We start from the raw sequence: 17394 nt of genomic DNA, 5'->3' as shown, positions 1-17394 counted from the left end.
CCGTACGCGCACCCGTTCGCCAACGGCCCCCCTGTAGCGCTCTCTATCTGACGCGCTGACAAGCAGCTCGACAGCGTAGTTCTCGTACGGTGCACGCGCAATGGAACGCGGCCGCGTCACTCGTACGAACATCATCACATCACATCACTCGACCACGACCAGTGCGCCAATTTGACGCCCGGCGTCGTGTTCCATGACCGATTCACGGAAGGTGCGCGCAAGTGGCACCGGCCGTTTTCAGAGCCATATAAATGATTTCGAAATTGTCGGGTAGGACATTCAAGCTGCACCTGGTGCTGCTGATTGCTGTTGCGTGCGTGTTGACGCATCCGGGACGACTCCGTGCCCAGGTCACTCCGGCTGCGCAACAGACAGCGCATGACACCACCACCCGCGACAGCACCGCGAAGCTCCGCGCCGTTCAGGTCACGGCGAAGCGTGGTAGCGAAACGCACGTTGCTCCACTCCAGCTTCTCACGTTGCCAGTGACGGCGAGCATCACGGCCCAGAAGGCCAAGGAGACGGTCAATATTGTCGATCCCGAAGATGCGGTTAAGTACCTGCCGAGCCTGTACATTCGCAAACGGAACTACGGTGATACGCAGGCGACCATCGGGACACGAGTCTGGGGAGTGAGCTCCAGTGCGCGCAGTCTCGTATACGCCGATGGCGTTCCCCTTTCCGCGTTGATCGCCAACAACAACACGATCGGTGGACCACGATGGGGTCTAATATCTCCCGAGGAGATTTCGCGCATCGACATCATGTACGGGCCCTACTCGGCAGCGTACCCGGGCAATTCGATGGGTGCAGTGATGGAGATCACGACGCGCCAGCCGAGCTCGCTCGAAGGGTCGGTACAGCAGACCCAGGCGCTGCAGCACTACAATCTCTATGGGACCGACCGAGCTTTCGGGACCTCGCTCACCAATGCCACCGTCGGCGACCGGTTCGGCAGATTCTCGTTCTGGGCAAGCGGTAGCTATGAGAACAGTCAGAGTCAGCCGCTGCTCTATGTTACGAGCTCGAGCGTGCCGGCTGGTGCGACTGGCGGTTATGCGAGCGCGAACAAGCTCGGTGCGCCGACCCACGTAACCGGTGCTTCGGGTCTGCTTCACACCGGCATGACCAACGCGAAAATCAAGCTCGCCTACGATATCACGCCGGTGCTTCGTGCGGCGTACACGATCGGCTTCTGGCACAATGACGGAAAGTCGAGCGTCGATACGTATCTGGCAGACTCGGGTCAACCGACGTTTGGCGGGCAGTCGGGATTCGCGAGCGGCTTCTACGATCTCGACCAGACGCATACGTCGCAGAGTTTCTCGCTTCGGACCGACACGAAGAGCGATTGGGACTTCGAAGCGGTTGGGACGCTGTATCAGTACGACAAGGATCGACAGCGGACACCGGCGGCCGTGTCTGGCGGTGCGTCGTTCGGAACCGCTGGCAAGGTCGCCGCGATGGATGGCACGGGCTGGTCCACGCTGGATCTCAAGGGTGCGTGGCATCGCGGTGGGCCAGGTGCAACACATACCGTGACCTTCGGTGCGCACGCGGATCGTTACGCACTGGCGAACCCGACGTTCAACACCCCCGACTGGCGCAATGGTCCGCTCACTACCGTCTCCACCGAGGGCGACGGCAAGACGGGCACTTACGCTTTATGGGCGCAGGAGGCGTGGCTCGTGAGCCCGACGGTGAATCTCACCCTGGGTGGTCGCTACGAGGATTGGCGCGGTTACGACGGCTTCAACGTGAACGGATCCACGCGCATCGTTCAGCCCACGGTCACATCGTCCAAGTTCTCGCCCAAGGCGGTGCTTGCGTGGGATGCGGCTCCGGATTTGAAGATCACAGCGTCTGTCGCGAAGGCGTATCGCTTTGCAACACCCGCCGAGCTGTATCAGCTCGTCTCGACTGGCGCGACGTTCACCTCTCCGGATCCGGATCTGAAGCCGGATGACGATCTTGCCGCCGAGCTGCGTGCAAGGCGTTCCTTCGATCGCGGAGATGTGCAGCTGTCGCTGTTCCAGGACGACGTGCACGACGCGATCATCTCGCAGTTCCTTCCCCTCGTGCCGAGCTCGGCGACTTTGTATTCGTTTCTCTCCAACGTGGATCATGTAAGGGCGCGTGGTGTCGAGCTGACGGGTAACAGCACGGGGATTCTCTTTCACGGACTGGATCTTTCCGGAAGCGTGACATATCTCGACGCACGTACGCTGGCACTCTCGGGACGTGCGAGCGCGTCGGCGCCGGCGGGTACCGCGGTGGGCAAGTTTCTGCCGAACATACCAAAGTGGCGCGCAACGTTCCTGACCACCTATCACCCTGACGCGCGAGTCGCCTTCTCGCTTGCGGGGCGCTACAGCGGCAAGATGTTTACAACGCTGGACAACACCGACGTCAACCCCAACACGTATCAGGGATTCAGCGAATGGTTCGTGATGGATGCGCGCGCAAACTACCGGATCGATCGTCACTGGGGAGCGTCTGTCGGAGTCGATAATCTTCTCGGCCGAAAGTACTTTCTGTTTCATCCATTCCCGCAGCGTACCGTTGTGGCAGGCGCGAAGTACTCGCTGTAGTATGCCAGGCGTCGCCGGTGTCAAACGAACGGGTCCACGACATGCTGCGTACGCGCGCTTCATGGCCCGTGTGCAGACTGCCGCATTCGTCGTTTTCGGTAGTCTGGTCATGCTGTTTGCCACGCGATCGGTCGCGCACGCGCATGCCTCACTCGTAAGCTCCGAGCCGGCCGCGAATGCTCATCTGTCCGTCAGCCCGTCGCGCGTGCGTCTGTTGTTCAGTGAGGAAATCGAGCCGACGCTGGCGCAACTGTCGCTCGTCGCAGACGACGGCAGCATTACACGGCTCGCCGTTGCCGGAGACCCGCACGACGTGCACGCGATAGTTGCACCGGTAGAATCGCTCGCACCGGGATCCTATCGGCTTGTATGGCGAGTCGTTTCGGCTGACGGTCATCCAGTCGAGGGGAACATCATCTTCTGGACAGGCAACTCCGCTGAACAGGCTCCGCCGGCTTCTCCCGTCGCTCTGAACGCACCGTCCACATGGGGCCCGACGGTGATCGGAGCTCCAGTAGTGCCTGCCGCGCTACGCGGGCTCGGGCTCGGCTGTCTCATGGCGGTCATGGGTTTGCTGTTCTGCCTCTCGTGGCCGCGTACCGCGGCCGAGCTCGTGCAGCGCAGACCAGCACGACTTGCGATTCGACTATCGATCGCTGCGGCGATACTGCTCGCGCTGCACTTCGGCGCCTGGATCATCAATGCGACGCCGGATCACCGGCTTGGCAGCGATTCGACGTCGGCGCTCCTGGCAAGCAGCATAGGAAAAATCGAGATCTGGCGTACCGGCCTCACCATTCTCGTTCTCTGGGCGGTCGCGATCGCGAGGCGTCAGCGGCTTGCGCTGTTGTTCGCGGTCGCTGCGCTCATCGTGAGCGGTGCGAGCGGTCATTCGGCTGCAATCGATCCGATCTGGACGGAGCCTGCAAGGGCACTGCATCTTCTGGCGGGTGGTGCGTGGCTCGGCGCATTGCTCTACCTCATTGCGTATGATCGTGACGCGACGGACACATTCATGCGTGATGCGTTGCGTGTCTCGACGATTGCGCTTGTTGCCGCAATCGTGGTAATCCTTTCTGGCGTATTGCAAGCGTTGCTGTTCATGTCATCGCCATGGGATCTGTTCCGGTCTGCGTATGGCGCAGTGTTGCTCGCCAAGATCGTGGGACTTCTTGTTCTCCTTGCCTTCGGCGCTAATCATCGGTATCGGGTGTTGCCCCGTCTGGCAAGCGGAGCCGCCATTTCCGGCCGCTTTACCACTGCGATACGCAGCGAAGTTGCGGTGATGTGTATCGTCGTGTTGCTTGGAGGATTGCTCGCGTATGTATCGCCTCCACATCACGCGGTAGTGCACTCTTCTTCACACATTCACTCATCCGATCAATGAACGTCCGGCGTCGCTTGATTCATGTACTCATACTGGTCAGCGCGATTGCATCGCTAGCGCCGTCGATCGCGTTGGCGCACGCTGTCGTGTATCCCAAGAAATCTGCGAGCGGCGCGTACGAGCGTTACGTGCTGCGTGTTCCGAATGAGAAGGCGGTCGCCACGACACGGGTGGAGATCCATTTCCCCGATGGAGTGCGCATCACCGCGTTCGAGGACGTTCCCGGATGGCAGCTCCAGATTCTTACCGATTCCGCGAAACGAATCGTGGGGGCGGTGTGGACAGGCACGCTCGCGCCGCAACGATTTGTGGAGTTCCCCTTCATGGCGGCGAACCCCAAGACGGCAACGCAACTGATCTGGCCGGTTTACCAGACCTACACGGGCATCGAGCGCGTCGATTGGACTGGTGAGAAAGGGTCCAGGACCCCGGCGTCCGTCACGACTATCGCGCCCGTTGATTCGATCGCCTCGTCGGCACCAGCAACCTCCGAAACCTCCGTGCAGTGGGTGCAATGGATTGCACTGATACTGGCCCTTGTGAGCCTGGGTCTGGTCCTGCGGCCGAAGGATCGCGTCTAGCGATGGCGGGCGGAATAAGGGGAGATAGATTGGGCATGTGGTGATCGAGTGGAAACTGCGCTGCCGATTACCAGCAGCGGTCAAGTCTGGTTGCAAGGCGCCGAGACCTCAGAAGGAGATCCGGCCGTAGCGTAAGCATCCGTTTGACTGTCTTAGTCCGAGCCAAGCACTTTTTATTTCCCAGGACAATCTGATGCCTGAGGACCAGTTGCAGCTTGTGGAATCATTCCGTAGCCGTCCATGGCGGACCGTCGCGATAATTGCGGCGACTACGGTCAGTTTCGCATCCGCTGCTGCTCTGCGCCGGCATATCCTCCGTCAGGATTCCGTGCACTCCTGGGCAACGCGGTCGTCCATGATCGCTCGCCTCGCCGGCGCCAACGCATCCAACTGGCTCCGGCCGCGCCAAGCCGATGCGAAACTGCTGGCGATCTCGGCTGGTCAGAGCAGCGAGCTGTTTGGTATTCCGCGGCCGACGCATCCCGTACCGTCGCCAGATTCCATCAGGAGCAGGCTGACGCAGAGCATGACAACGCTCAACCAGCTCCATGGATTCAACGGAGTCTGGCTCCTGGACCGCCGGGGAAATGTTGTCGGAACAATTTCCTCTCAACCCCCGCCTGCCGCGGTTCGAAAGGCGGCGATGGCATCGCTCGCTACCGATTCCGGGCGGATAGTCGGACCATTCCCACTGGCCCCGCAGAAACTCGCGGTCGCATTCGCGCACCGCGTCATTGCCGCTCCACCACGGACCGGCCAGAGCCCGATCACCGGTCGGATCATCGGGTCGGTAGTGCTCACCAGCGATGCTGCGCCGCTGCTGACTGACATCTCGGCGTGGTCAGACCGCACTGCAACCGAAGCAGCTTCTCTCGTCGCCGGAATCGACGATTCGATCTACGAAGTCACGCTGACTCCGGATCGGATGCGTGGGAGACTCGAGGGGGCATGGCCGGCGGCACTGGCGCCTCGTTCGGCGCGCGCGTCTTTCCTGATACAGCCGGACACCACCGCCCTGGTCTCTGGATCGCGTGTCGAATTCGCGACGCGCATCGACGGTATGCCGTGGGGGCTGCGCCGGCGAGAACTGACAGACGTCGTATTCGCGTCAGTAGACTCGAGGCTCGCTACGGAACTGTCAACTGCTGCGGCGATCATCTTCATGATCGCGATCATCACGATCGCGCGCCGCCAGACAACGCGTGAGCGCAAGCATCGGGAAACAGCGGAATCCGAAGTTCGGTATCGACTACTGGCTGACAACGCGACGGACATCATAGTGCGCCATGCTCCGGATGGACGCATCGTGTACGTGTCGCCCGCTGTGTATCAAACTCTGGGTTATCGGCCGCGCCAGCTCGAAGGTCGTCATCTCACCGAGTTGAGCAGCGACGATGATCCAACCACGATGGATCAGATCCTCGACCAGTTGCGGGTGACGAACGGTGCGTATCGTGTGGAGCATCGCTTGCGTCACGCCGATGGTCGTTCCATCTGGCTGGAAACCACCGGGCGTGCAATACGCGATCCGGTGTGGGGCAACGTGATCGAGCTCGTGACTGCAAGTCGCGACATCGACGCGCGCAAGGAAGCGGAGACCGCATTGCGCGCATCGAACGAGTTCATTCGAGCTCTGTTCGACAGTTCGCCAGTGGCGATAATTGCGACGGATCTGAACCTCCAGGTGCTGCAGTGGAACGGTGCCGCCGAGCGATTGTTCGGGTGGGCGGCAGAGGAAGTCATCGGCAAGCCATACCCACTCGCGTCGGAAACGATGCTGCCGGAAATTGCGCGCAGTCGCACACGCGCATTGCGCGAAGGGCGGTTCATCGATGTCCACGCACAGCGCATGCGCCGCGATGGTTCTCTGGTCGATCTGAGTCTTTCGGTCGGCGTTGTCAGAAACGCGCATTCGGAACCGAGCGGCTTTGTGTTGCTGGCCGCGGATCTTTCCGAGCGTGCGAAGCTCGAGGCTCAGTTGCGGCATGCTCAGAAGATGGACGCCGTCGGCCAGCTCGCCGGCGGAATCGCGCACGACTTCAACAATCTTCTGACCGTCGTTACCGGATACGCAGGGATACTTCTCTCCGAGCTTCCCAAGGACGAGCCGATTCGCCCCGACATCAAGGAGATAATGAGCGCAGCCGATCGTGCTGGCGTGCTCACGCGTCAGCTGCTTGCGTTCAGTCGCCAGCAGATGCTGGAGCCTCGCGTGCTCGATCTCAACGACGTAGTGGAAGGAATGGAGCAGATGCTCCGCCGCGTCCTGCCGGCCGATATAAAGGTGATCATGACACTCGATCGGTCGCTTGGATGGGTCAACGCGGATCCGGGCCAGCTGGAGCAGGTACTGATGAATCTCATCGTCAATGCCCGCGATGCAATGCCCGAAGGCGGCGAGCTCGTCATCGAGACCAGAGATGCCACGCTCGACGGCGCGGACGGCAGTGAGTGCGCGGGTGCCAAGCCGGGTGACTACGTGACACTCGCTGTGAGCGATACAGGCTGCGGTATCCCGGAGTCGATGCAGTCGCGGATCTTCGAGCCGTTCTTCACGACCAAGGAGTACGGAAAGGGAACCGGACTTGGCCTGTCGACCGCACATGGCATCATCACACAGTCCGGCGGCTATATCACCGTGCGTAGCGAGCCGGGCATCGGCGCAACATTCAAGGTCTATCTGCCGCTTGTACAATCGGCGCCAGCGGTGAACGTCGCTACGGCACCGGTGAGCACGGTCACGCGTGGCGCAGAGACAATTCTACTCGTCGAGGACGATGACGCAGTGCGCACGACGGCGACCCGCATTTTGGAGCGTGCGGGCTACACCATCTACGCAGCGGCCGATGGTGGCGAGGCGCTCGCAATTCACGACAGGATCGGGCACGGCATCGACCTCCTGTTGACTGACATGATCATGCCGGAGATGAGTGGCGGCGAGCTGACGGCGCGGATCCGGGAGCGCGAGCCCAACGTCGCGGTGCTGGTGATGTCGGGCTATACCGAACAGACGTCGCTTCGTCAGAGGCTGGTCGATTACGGAAGTGCATTCATTCAGAAGCCATTCACGCCGGAAGGTCTCACCGCGAAAGTACGCGAAGCACTGAACGCAACAGCTACCGTACAAGCTTCGTAGCGCTGCTGCGTCTGTACGTGCGGGCCGACGCTATGCGTCGTTCATGCCACCGGTAGATCAAACACGATCTCGGCGCCCTGTCCCGGTTCGCTACGCGCCCGAATCGTGCCATGATGGGCTTCGACGATACCCCGGGCGATCGCGAGTCCCAGGCCCGCGCCGGTACGCACACCATGAGTCGCCTGCCAGAACCTGTCGAAGATGTGCGGCAAATTCTCCGGACTCACTCCCGGTCCGCTGTCACGAACGGAGAAGCGAACATTGTATGGGCCATCGGCGCTCGCCGTGACGTCTATTCTTCCACCGGCCGGTGTGAATTTTACCGCGTTTCCGATGAGATTACTGAACACCTGTTGCAGCCGCTCGCGATCTGCCATCACGTCGGGCAGATCGGCATCGTCACTGCAACAGGTGAGCTCTACATTTGCGGCGGCAGCGGTGGGCGCCATCGCTTCCAATGCGTCAGCGAGCAGCAGTTCGGGCGCGATCGGTTCAGTGACGACGGAGAATCCCCCCGCTTCGATTCGTGAGACGTCGAGCAGGTCCTGAATCAACCGGTTTGCGCGATCGACCGCGCGCCGTATGATCTGCGTCTGCTGAAGTGCCGCCTCCGGCAGGTCCGGAAGAAACACATCGGCCAGGTACGATGCACTGAGAACGATCGTGTGCAGCGGATTGCGTAGATCGTGTGAGACGATTGCCAGCACGTCATTCCGCGCCTGAGTCGCGCGTTGGGCGGCGCGATAGAGGCGGACGTTCTCGAGTGCGCCACCAACCAGACGCGCAAGCTGATTCACCACCGCGGCATCGCTTCCTCGATTTGCCCACACCTCCAGCATGATGTTGCCGATGGTCTCATCGCCGCGACCGGGGAGAGGAACCTCTATTGGCGAGGATATGTCCCGCCGCGCATCACCGTCTACCGAATACCAGCCGCCATCGTCATCGTCATCGGAAAGATCGTTCATCGCGCTGCCGGCAATTGTGACACATGCCGCCGGCGCGCCTGTGATGAGGCATGCGTGCATGGCGGCCGCGTCGAGCAGGTCACGAACGTTCTCCGCCCGGTTGACCGCGACTGCTGCGTCAGCCAACCCAACCAGCTGATTCGCGTAACGCTCGTGTGCCGCCCGGGCCGCGTCCGCGTGGCGCTCCGCCGCGGCCAGTCGCACAGCTGAGCGTACTACCTGTCCGATACGTTCCGGCGATACGGCCGACTTGGCGACGTAATCGGTGGCACCAGCCTTCATTGCATCCAGTACCGTCTGCTCATCGCCGAATCCCGTCAGCACTATGACGGGAGTATTCACGCCCGCTGTCCGCACATTGCGCAACAACGCCACACCGTCGCTATCGGGCAGACGGAAATCGAAGAAGGCACAATCGAACGACTTGCTCGTGATCTGCGTGAACGCATCGCGTGCCCGCTCCGCTTCGACGATCACGAGCTCGCCGAGGTTCGCCTTGCCGAGCGCGCGACGAAGCGCGAGTCGATCCACCTCGTCATCGTCAACGAGCAGGATCGACAGCGGTTGCATGGTCAACGCAGGATAGGGCACGAAGTCACCGGTGACGTGTCAACGCACTTCGGGCAGCTCGACCAGAGCCCAGTACTTGTTGAGCGCCGCCATCACATCCACGAAGTTGACGAACGTCACCGGCTTGAGCAGATATCCGGCCACGTTCAGATCGTATGCCTGTATCTTGTCGCGATCGTCGTCCGACGTGGTCAGCACTACCACGGGTGTGGAACGAAGCGCTGGATCCTTCCGGAGCTCGCGGAGGAACTCGATTCCATTCATCCTGGGCATGTTGAGATCGAGCAGCACGAGCCGCCGATCCTTCGGCACGGTGCCGCTGCGAAGCAGCTCCAATCCCTCGAGCCCATTATGCGCCACGAACACGGGGTTCGTCACGTGCGCGCGCTCCAGAGCTCGTCGGACATTCATTACGTCAATCTCGTCGTCCTCGACGAGGACCAGATTCAGCGTTCGTTCGATGCTCATGCTGCGGTTGTCTCCTCGGTGCTCTTGGGCCATTCAAAAGTGAAGGTCGCGCCTTCTCCGAGCGCGGAATGCACGGTAACCGATCCACCGTGCAGCTCGACCGTTTTCTTTACGACGGATAGTCCTATGCCAGTACCCTCGACCCGGTCACGCGATTCGAGCGTCTGGAAGATTCCGAAGATCCGATCGTGATATTCCGGCTCGATGCCCGGGCCGTTGTCCGCCACACTGAATGCATACATGCTGCCGGCATCGCGCGACGACACAGTGATTCGGGCACCCGGACGCCGGTTGTACTTGATCCCGTTGTTGATGAGGTTCATGAAAACCTGTTGAAGTGGCGTGCGCTCGGTCGCGATCGTCGGCATGCCAGGTTCGATGGTGACGGTGATGTCTGGCGGTGGTGCCAGCAGCTCGACCACGTCCTTCACGAGCAGCCCCACGTCGACCTGCTCGACCGCCGAGCGCACGCGGCCGGCGCGGGAGTACTGCAGAATGCCGTCGATCAGCGCTTCAAGGCGCTGCACACGGCCTCGCACGAGTGCCATCTTCTCCGAGACGTCCGGTGGAACGCTCTCGCCCAGGTCCTCCTCGATCCATTGCGACAGGTTCGCGATGCCGCGTAGCGGCGCCTTGAGATCGTGCGATGCAACGTACGCGAACTGGTCCAGCTCCTGATTGCTGCGCGCAAGCGCGCCGATGAGACGCTCGCGCTCGCGCTCGGCGCGCTTGCGAGCGGTAATGTCGTTGAAGGCGATCACCGCTCCAACAGTTCGTCCGCTGCTCAGGATTGGCGACGAAGTGTATTCCACCGGCACCGCCCGGCCGTTGCGAGTCCAGAATACCTCATCTGCAATTCGAACCGAAGTTCCATCGACGATGGCCTTGTGTATCGGACATTGCTCGAGCGGGTACGGGGATCCGTTGGCGTGGTGATGGTGCAATACTTCATGTATGTTCCTGCCGAGCAATTCATTACGCTCGTAGCCGAGCAGCTGTGCGCCGGACGCGTTGATGAAGGTGCACACGCCAGCGGCGTCCATTCCGAAAATCGACTCGTCCGTCGACTGCAGCAGTTGCTCGAAGCGGACACGCGCACTCTCAGCTGCGGTGTTCGCCTCTTGCAGGTCATCGTTGCTGGCCGCAAGCCTGTCGCTGAGCGATTGCGACCTGGTCAGCTCGTCTCCCAGCTCGGCCGATTGTTCCTCGATCGTATCCTTGGCCGCTTCCAGTTGCTTTATCCCGCTGCGCAGCCAGAGCATCGTGAGAATGGAGAGCGTGGCGGCGAGCAGACTGCCGATGACCGTCACGAGCGTTACGGCGCGCTTTCGGCTGTTGTAGATGTTGATGCGCTCCGTGAGCTGCTCTGACTGCGTCTCTTCCATCTCGTCGATCACGCCGCGTGCGCGGCGCGTCAACTCGGCGCCGCGTCCGGTCATCACGATCTTGAGCGCGGAGTCGCGATTGCCCGATTGCGTCAACACTACGGTTTCATTCATCGTGACCAGCTTGGCGTCCGCTATGAGCGCCAGCGAATCGATGCGACGCTGCTGGAGCGGACTGTCTCCGGTGAGTGCGCGGATCGATGCAATCTCGTGGTCCAGATCCGTGCGCGCGGACGTGTACGGTGCGAGGTAGTTGGTGTCCTGCGTGATGAGGTAGCCGCGCTGGCCTGTTTCGGCGTTCACGATGGTCGTGAGCGCGCGCTCCAGCTGCACCCGAACCATCTCGGAGTGCTCGACCGCGGCTGCGGCGTTGGTCGATTGCCGCAGGGCATAGAGCGACGCGACACCCACGAGCAGAATTACGAGTGCCACCCCGAGGGCGGCTGTGAGCTTGAGACGAAGCGACACGTCGGATTGAGTAGAATTGGCGGGCGAGTGAATTCGCCGCTGGCTGGTGCGCCCGACATGTCCCGGGTTGGCCAGCCTTCGAGGCTGGGATAACGCTATAATTGGGCCTGACTGACCAACTTCAGATGCAACCACTCACACCGATCCATTTTCCGGTCGTAAAGACCGCGCGCTACTATCAGATAGGCACTCCGAACCCGCTCGTTCGGGACGTGTGGATAGTTCTGCATGGCTTCAGCCAACTGGCGGCTGATTTTGCTGTCCCGTTTCAACCCCTGGAAGCCGATTCGCGGCTGATAGCGGTGCCGGAGGGTCTATCCAGGTTCTACCTCGATACGCGGCCAGGTCATTCGGGCGCCAGCAAGGTCGGCGCTCTGTGGCTGACCCGCGAGGACAGGGAAACGGAGATAGTTGACATTGTCAACTATCTTGACAGGCTGTACGAGCGGATACTGGAGGAGCTGGCGAACCGTGGAGTGGACCGCGACCAGATCCGCGTGCACGCGCTGGGCTTCTCGCAGGGCGGACCGGCGGTTTGCCGGTGGGCGGCGCGCGGGTCGGCGGTGATCGATCATCTGGTTCCGTGGGCCCACGCCATCCCCCAGGACGTAAATCTGCGTGCGCTCTCCGAGCGAAGGCCGCACCTGACCATCGATATGGTGTACGGGACCCGGGACAGGTTCATCGGCGAGGACGCGGTGGAAGAGCAGCGCGCCGTTCTCGAGAGCAGCGGGGTACCATACGCGATGCATCCGTTCAACGGCGGCCACTCTCTGAACCTGGCAATGCTGCGCCAGCTCATGGGTAGCTGACGGGACGGATGGGGTGGGAAGGAGGCGGGGAGCCGGTTAGGTTTGGAGACTGACCGTTGGCAGTAAACGGCACCGTGGCCAAGTGGTAAGGCGGGAGACTGCAAATCTCCTATTCGTCAGTTCGATTCTGACCGGTGCCTCTTGTAAGTGATTGTGGGAAGCCAATTTAGAGCGCAGCGCCATCGTCGTGCGATCGGACTGGGTACAAAACAGGGTACGAAGCCACGGTTTCCCTGATTGAGTCAGCACAATCGAACACATCGTCCGTGTCCGGACAACGCGTCCGCTGCTGCAATCCCAAACACCGGCAGGCGAGAATGTGTCATTCAACGTGCTGTAGTGACCCAAATAAACCATGCCGGTCATTCGGACGCTTCGTAGCAAAGAGACCGGCATCAGTAGTGCTCTACCTACAGGTGCATGGATCAACCGATGGGAAACACTGCGTGCCCGCGAATTATTCTTTGAGCTCCACCAAGCAAAGCCACGATGCGTAATCACAGCAGTTGAAAAGTCCCAAAGACGATGACAAACTTCGTGAGCCGGCGGCAGCCAGCGCAATTGCCGTGTGCAAAGGACCCGTCTGACTTTTAGCCCTGCGCCCTCATTCTTGACGGGACCATGAAGCGATCTTGCCGTACGTGCTCTCGCTCGGGCTGTGATCTCGCGCCCTACCTCGGTGGCCTCTGCAAGACGCATAATGCTGAGCACGACCGCGAGCAGGCGAAGCGTACGAGGGCGCTCGATGCCTTGCGTTTCCGGCTGCCTGATTCAGCGGTCCGGTCCACAGGAGAACTTGCAGACGACTGGAGCACGCTTCGTAGCCGGTGGAACCGAGTATGTGACGTTGTGAACGGGCAACATGGCACCAAGCAGTTGCCGCTCAACGAGGCGGAGTATGCCATGGATTGGTGCATCGCGCTAGCGAAGGAATTGTTAGATGCGGAAGACACCTTGGCGATGGGGAACAAACTCTCCTCGTCGCTGGAGATCGCGCGAGGCTGGGTAAACGAGCGATTCGAGAATCTTGAATTAGGTCTTATGAGTAATGGGCGGCCGCGCTCCGAAGACTGAGCGCGCATTCGGACTAGGTGCCATGGGGAGAGATATCGCAACCACCAGCCTAGCGAGCACGTGCCTCGTTATGCGCCGCCAGTTGCCGCTGCGGGTAGTACAGGTAGTAGCCGGGAAACGGCGCGCAGAACTCTTCGAGGATCGAGACGAGCTGCCGCGCTCGATTGCGTCGCCGCGTACGTGACCCTCGAAAGTGAGCGGCACGCCGAGCCCCGCAATGGCGAGACACCGGTTGAGTGCTGCATCGTTCGAGAGCACGCGCGCTGGGGCAGCCGCGGCGAAAATCGCGCCCTTTTCGGTGAACTTCCGGCGGTAAGTGGACTGCTCGCAGTCGGGTGCTAGTTGAGACAGTCGTGCTGAGAGAGTTCGCGTGGGTGAGCCGGCACGCTGTACCGCGCGAAGTAGGTAGGAGCGCCCACTGCTGCCAAGCGGAGATGAGTCATTTTGCTGTGAGATCTTCACCTAAATCCGTGCAGACTCCATTCAATCGCTGTTAATACTGTTCTAGCGCACATCCGAACGAATAGGTCGGCGCGCGAGACTAGTCCCCACAAGCCCCAAAATCGTATACGGAAAATCCTGCGTCGTCATGTTTTCGCCGATAACTAATGCAGCCGTCACACCTGCCTGTTCCATCGCTTCGGCGGCTGTGACAAACGCAAAATCCTCTGCTTTTGCTCGATCGATCTGCCGATAGACGATTCCTCCTAATGCGAAGGGGCGTGCTGTGGGACCACCGTGCATATGGAACGATCCTAGAGAAACGTGTTTTTTTCGCTTAGATGCATTTGCCCTGATGTCCTTTATACGCTCATTGAATGCACTTTGGGCGGAGGGCGGTACTTCCAATAAGGCAAAGGTGACTTCAACCCATTTGGGTGGACGTGTTCGCTGCAGGCGTTCGAGTGCAGCACTCCATCGCTTCGTCAAACGCAACTTAGGTTTTTCAACTACTTGACCTCGCATACCAGCTACAAAATACCTCATGATCTTGTGTGAGAGCCCCCATATGTCGAGCAAATTGCTCGAGAATTCGAAATCGCCGATATTGAATGTCGTATCCAAATAGAGTGCGAGAAAGTCAGCTTCATCTCCATAAATATTCGCGTGTGCCGCTAGCTCGCCACGACGCAGCAGATAGTGCAGACGAGTGGCGGCGTCCGGCAGGAGATCGAAGACATTCTCTAAGTCGGCTAAGGGAATTGATGGTGTGGGTATCAGTTGCGGGTCAATGAAACCTGCTTCCACAAGGTGCGACCATCTAGCGTTCAGTGAGCCGAGGCTTTCAAGCGTGACGCTAATACAGACAGTCCTGACAATCTGGCTGGTGTCAATCTGAAATTGCGTTCTTGCGCGCGTCGACAACCTACGGACCCCAGGAGATGACATGAGGTACGCTTCGAATCGACGCCCTTGTTCGGCTGGTGCGACAATGGTGTCATTGATGGCGGCTCGCAAGCTTTTATCTCCACCGCGCCGCGCATCTCGAATCGAGTGTGATTTTGCCTCGATAATAACGATGCAGGAATCCAAGTGAACTAGGATGTCATTCTCGTATGTAGCGCCATCCTGGGGATCTTGCCACAAAACACCTCTGTACACATCTCCTGGAGATAGGGCTTGCTGGCACAACTGCTCCACGCGCTTCTCAAGATATGAGCTCCGTATTTTACGGTACTTTTCGTGTAATGAGCTAGCGTTGACAACCGCCTCACACATCTCGATGAGAAAGCCTTGCAAAAGGTCGCCAATCGGAAGAAAATAGTTCGAGGGTGTTATGCGAATGAACGGTCGACCCCATACTGGATTGGCTAAGAAGAAATGTTCCGGTTGCTGATTATGAAGCTCTCCAAATTCATAGCTCCAGGCATCTAACACAGCCTTTAACTGCCGGCGGTCAACAGGCTCTTTGTATGCGCCGGCGAAGTCGTCGAGCGATACCATGAAAGCGTTTGCAATCGTGGTGTGGAAGCAATAACTGACGTAATCGCGTGCTTCTTCCATCGTATCACTTGCACGTATGCGCTCGATATCCTCCGTCCGGAATATTCCATCTGGAGCGGACTCTATGCACTGTACGATTGCTGCAAGGTCGCCGGCATCGCGAACACACTGCACGACGCTCCGTCGAACTCTAAGCCGTGCCGTGATCAGTTCTGCCATCCTGACCAGCATGTTTGTTAGTGCGAGAACCGTGACGCCACATTCTTGATATAGCTGCGGATCGGTGACACTGAAAAGCTCTTGCGTAATTCGTATGACTTGTTCGAAGTGTCCCCAGTTACGAATGAGCTGCGTTTCCCGTCGTAGATCTTCGACCATGACTGCCTGCCACAGATCTACTCCGTCGTGTCGTGCGCTAGGTCGTCGCCGCTCATAAAAGAGGTGGAGGAGCGCATCTAGCTCTGCCCGTATGTGCTGGATGTCGTTGAGAGACGGGGGCCGGGAAGCAAACGATGATACAGGAAATTGTAGAGCAAGGGCCTGAAAAAGCTCGGTCGCCACCTGAGCCTTTCCATGTTTCTCTTCCTCTCCAGGACCATCGGCAGAATAATGCAGAAGCTCTCGTAGCGCCGTAATCCCTAGAAATGTGACGGGATCGACCTGCTTGATCAGCGTCTGAATGGCTATGAGACGCTGCTCAAAAGGCAGGATCGTCGGCGTACTTTCGTCGCCTACACCCACGCGGTCAAGTTCCCGAAAGTCAAAAAGCCAGAATCCACGTGTCGACCATATTGATACTCGATATCCGTTACAGGTTGAGACCGAATCCGCCGACGCGACTAAGCGTCATGTAGATGAGCGGATCCGGTAAACCGCTCTGACGAGGTTCTCGTTACGAAGATGTCGGAAGATTGTCGAAACGGGAGTAGGATCTGTCAAAGGCGACAAATGCCGTCCCAGTCGGCCCATTGCGTTGTTTTGCAATAATTACCTCTGCGCGACCGGCTGATATTTCACCCCATCGATTGGGTTCATTCGGGTCGCGACCATCCAGAACGTCGTAGTATTCCCGCCTATAAAGGAACATGACTATGTCTGCATCGTCCTCAATTGCGCCGGAATCTCGCAGGTCAGGGAGTTGCGGACGTTTATCGAACCCTGATCTTTGTTCGGGCGCACGGGAGCATTGCGACAATATGATGATCGAGATTTTGTACTCACGTGCAAGATTCTTTAAGCCGCGCGAAATTGCAGCGACTCCCTGGTGCCGCGACTCCGCGCCCAAGGTTTCGAATAATTGCAAATAGTCAATCACGACTAGACGAACGCCGGCATTCTGGACCAGTGCCGAAATTCGCTCTCGAAGAGACGCTAGCGTGGCATTCGATAGTGATTCGAACCATAAAGGTGCCTGCGACAGTAGTCCGGCGGCGCGTCCCATGCGCATGAAGTCATCGGTGTGGAGTCTTCCGGTGCGTACACACGTTTGATTTACGTGTGCTTCTGCAGCAATGACGCGGGTCATTAACGCCTCGGCTGAACTCTCTTGGGAAAAGAAAACGGTAGGCGTCGCTTGGTCGAGTGCTGCGCGAACCGTTAAACCGAGACCAAAACTGGTCTTGCCCATCGCTGGACGGCCTCCAACTACGACCAAATCGCCCGCTGAAAATCCGGTGATAAGGCTATCGACATCGTGCAAGCCAGTACGAATGAATCCGGCATGTTCTGGATTACTGACTAGACGTTCGAGCTGAACCATTGTCTCATAAAAGACTTCCTTACGGTCGCTAATTAAGTGAGACGCGTTGGTGGGCGGGCTCGCCTCTGGCAATACTACGCCGCCCTGCGGCGCCGGGCCGCGGGTCTTCGCTGGTGGCATGGAATGACGCTCCGAGTCCCCTGAATGGGACATCTGTGCTAAACCGCCCTAGTCGCATATGGACCAGGCCTGCGATCTGGCAGATCCTACAACCTAACCGTCAAGATAGCAGACAACTGGACGACAGGGAC

General features: G+C 59.3%; 11 protein-coding genes and 1 tRNA gene. 7 read left to right on the top strand and 5 right to left on the bottom strand.

Annotated elements, in window-relative coordinates; translation table 11 throughout:
• Positions 1–251 precede the first annotated feature (251 nt).
• The 4 genes from V4529_08235 (at position 252) to V4529_08220 (ending at position 7695) form a co-directional block, all read left to right on the top strand.
• The gene (locus V4529_08235) at positions 252–2591 is read left to right on the top strand and encodes a TonB-dependent receptor (protein ID MES2358321.1); all 2340 of its coding nucleotides are present in this window, start codon (positions 252–254) and stop codon (positions 2589–2591) included.
• Position 2592: 1 nt separating this feature from the next.
• The gene (locus V4529_08230) at positions 2593–3978 is read left to right on the top strand and encodes a copper resistance protein CopC (protein ID MES2358320.1); all 1386 of its coding nucleotides are present in this window, start codon (positions 2593–2595) and stop codon (positions 3976–3978) included.
• Positions 3975–4559 carry a DUF1775 domain-containing protein gene (locus V4529_08225; protein MES2358319.1) on the top strand — a complete coding sequence of 195 codons (585 nt, stop codon included), beginning with the start codon at positions 3975–3977 and terminating at the stop codon, positions 4557–4559. Before V4529_08230 ends, V4529_08225 begins: the two co-directional genes overlap by 4 nt.
• A gap of 355 nt (positions 4560–4914) precedes the next feature.
• Positions 4915–7695 carry a PAS domain S-box protein gene (locus V4529_08220; protein ID MES2358318.1) on the top strand — a complete coding sequence of 927 codons (2781 nt, stop codon included), beginning with the start codon at positions 4915–4917 and terminating at the stop codon, positions 7693–7695.
• 41 nt (positions 7696–7736) lie between these two features.
• On the opposite strand, the gene V4529_08215 is transcribed toward V4529_08220, so the two are convergent.
• Genes V4529_08215 through V4529_08205 form a run of 3 tightly spaced genes read right to left on the bottom strand, consistent with a single transcriptional unit; the run spans position 7737 to position 11554 of the window.
• On the bottom strand, positions 7737–9233 hold the full coding sequence (locus V4529_08215) for an ATP-binding protein (GenBank protein MES2358317.1): 1497 nt from the start codon (positions 9231–9233) through the stop codon (positions 7737–7739).
• 39 nt (positions 9234–9272) lie between these two features.
• A complete protein-coding gene (locus V4529_08210; GenBank protein ID MES2358316.1) occupies positions 9273–9701 on the bottom strand; it encodes a response regulator in 429 nt (142 codons plus the stop codon).
• Positions 9698–11554: a CHASE3 domain-containing protein gene (locus tag V4529_08205; protein MES2358315.1), complete on the bottom strand. Its 1857-nt coding sequence runs from the start codon at positions 11552–11554 to the stop codon at positions 9698–9700. The genes V4529_08210 and V4529_08205 overlap by 4 nt, the downstream gene beginning before the upstream one ends.
• A gap of 125 nt (positions 11555–11679) precedes the next feature.
• On the opposite strand from V4529_08205, the gene V4529_08200 reads away from it, so the two are divergent.
• The 3 genes from V4529_08200 to V4529_08190 all read left to right on the top strand — a co-directional run bounded on the left by V4529_08200 (position 11680) and on the right by V4529_08190 (position 13440).
• Entirely contained in the window at positions 11680–12366 is a 687-nt protein-coding gene (locus tag V4529_08200; protein ID MES2358314.1) for a dienelactone hydrolase family protein, read from the top strand.
• A gap of 68 nt (positions 12367–12434) precedes the next feature.
• Positions 12435–12506 (top strand) — tRNA-Cys (locus V4529_08195).
• A gap of 709 nt (positions 12507–13215) precedes the next feature.
• Positions 13216–13440: a hypothetical protein gene (locus tag V4529_08190; protein MES2358313.1), complete on the top strand. Its 225-nt coding sequence runs from the start codon at positions 13216–13218 to the stop codon at positions 13438–13440.
• Between the two features lie 504 nt (positions 13441–13944).
• Here the strand turns inward: V4529_08190 and V4529_08185 are convergent.
• A complete protein-coding gene (locus tag V4529_08185; protein MES2358312.1) occupies positions 13945–16125 on the bottom strand; it encodes a hypothetical protein in 2181 nt (726 codons plus the stop codon).
• A gap of 151 nt (positions 16126–16276) precedes the next feature.
• Positions 16277–17263, bottom strand: coding sequence for a DnaB-like helicase C-terminal domain-containing protein (locus V4529_08180; GenBank protein ID MES2358311.1), 987 nt, complete (start codon positions 17261–17263; stop codon positions 16277–16279).
• Positions 17264–17394: the final 131 nt, after the last annotated feature.

It is taken from the genome of Gemmatimonadota bacterium (assembly GCA_040388625.1).
Taxonomy (GTDB): Bacteria; Gemmatimonadota; Gemmatimonadetes; order Gemmatimonadales; family Gemmatimonadaceae; genus Fen-1247.
The sequence above is the reverse complement of the archived record's forward strand: the minus strand, read 5'-3'. Positions and strand labels throughout refer to the sequence as shown.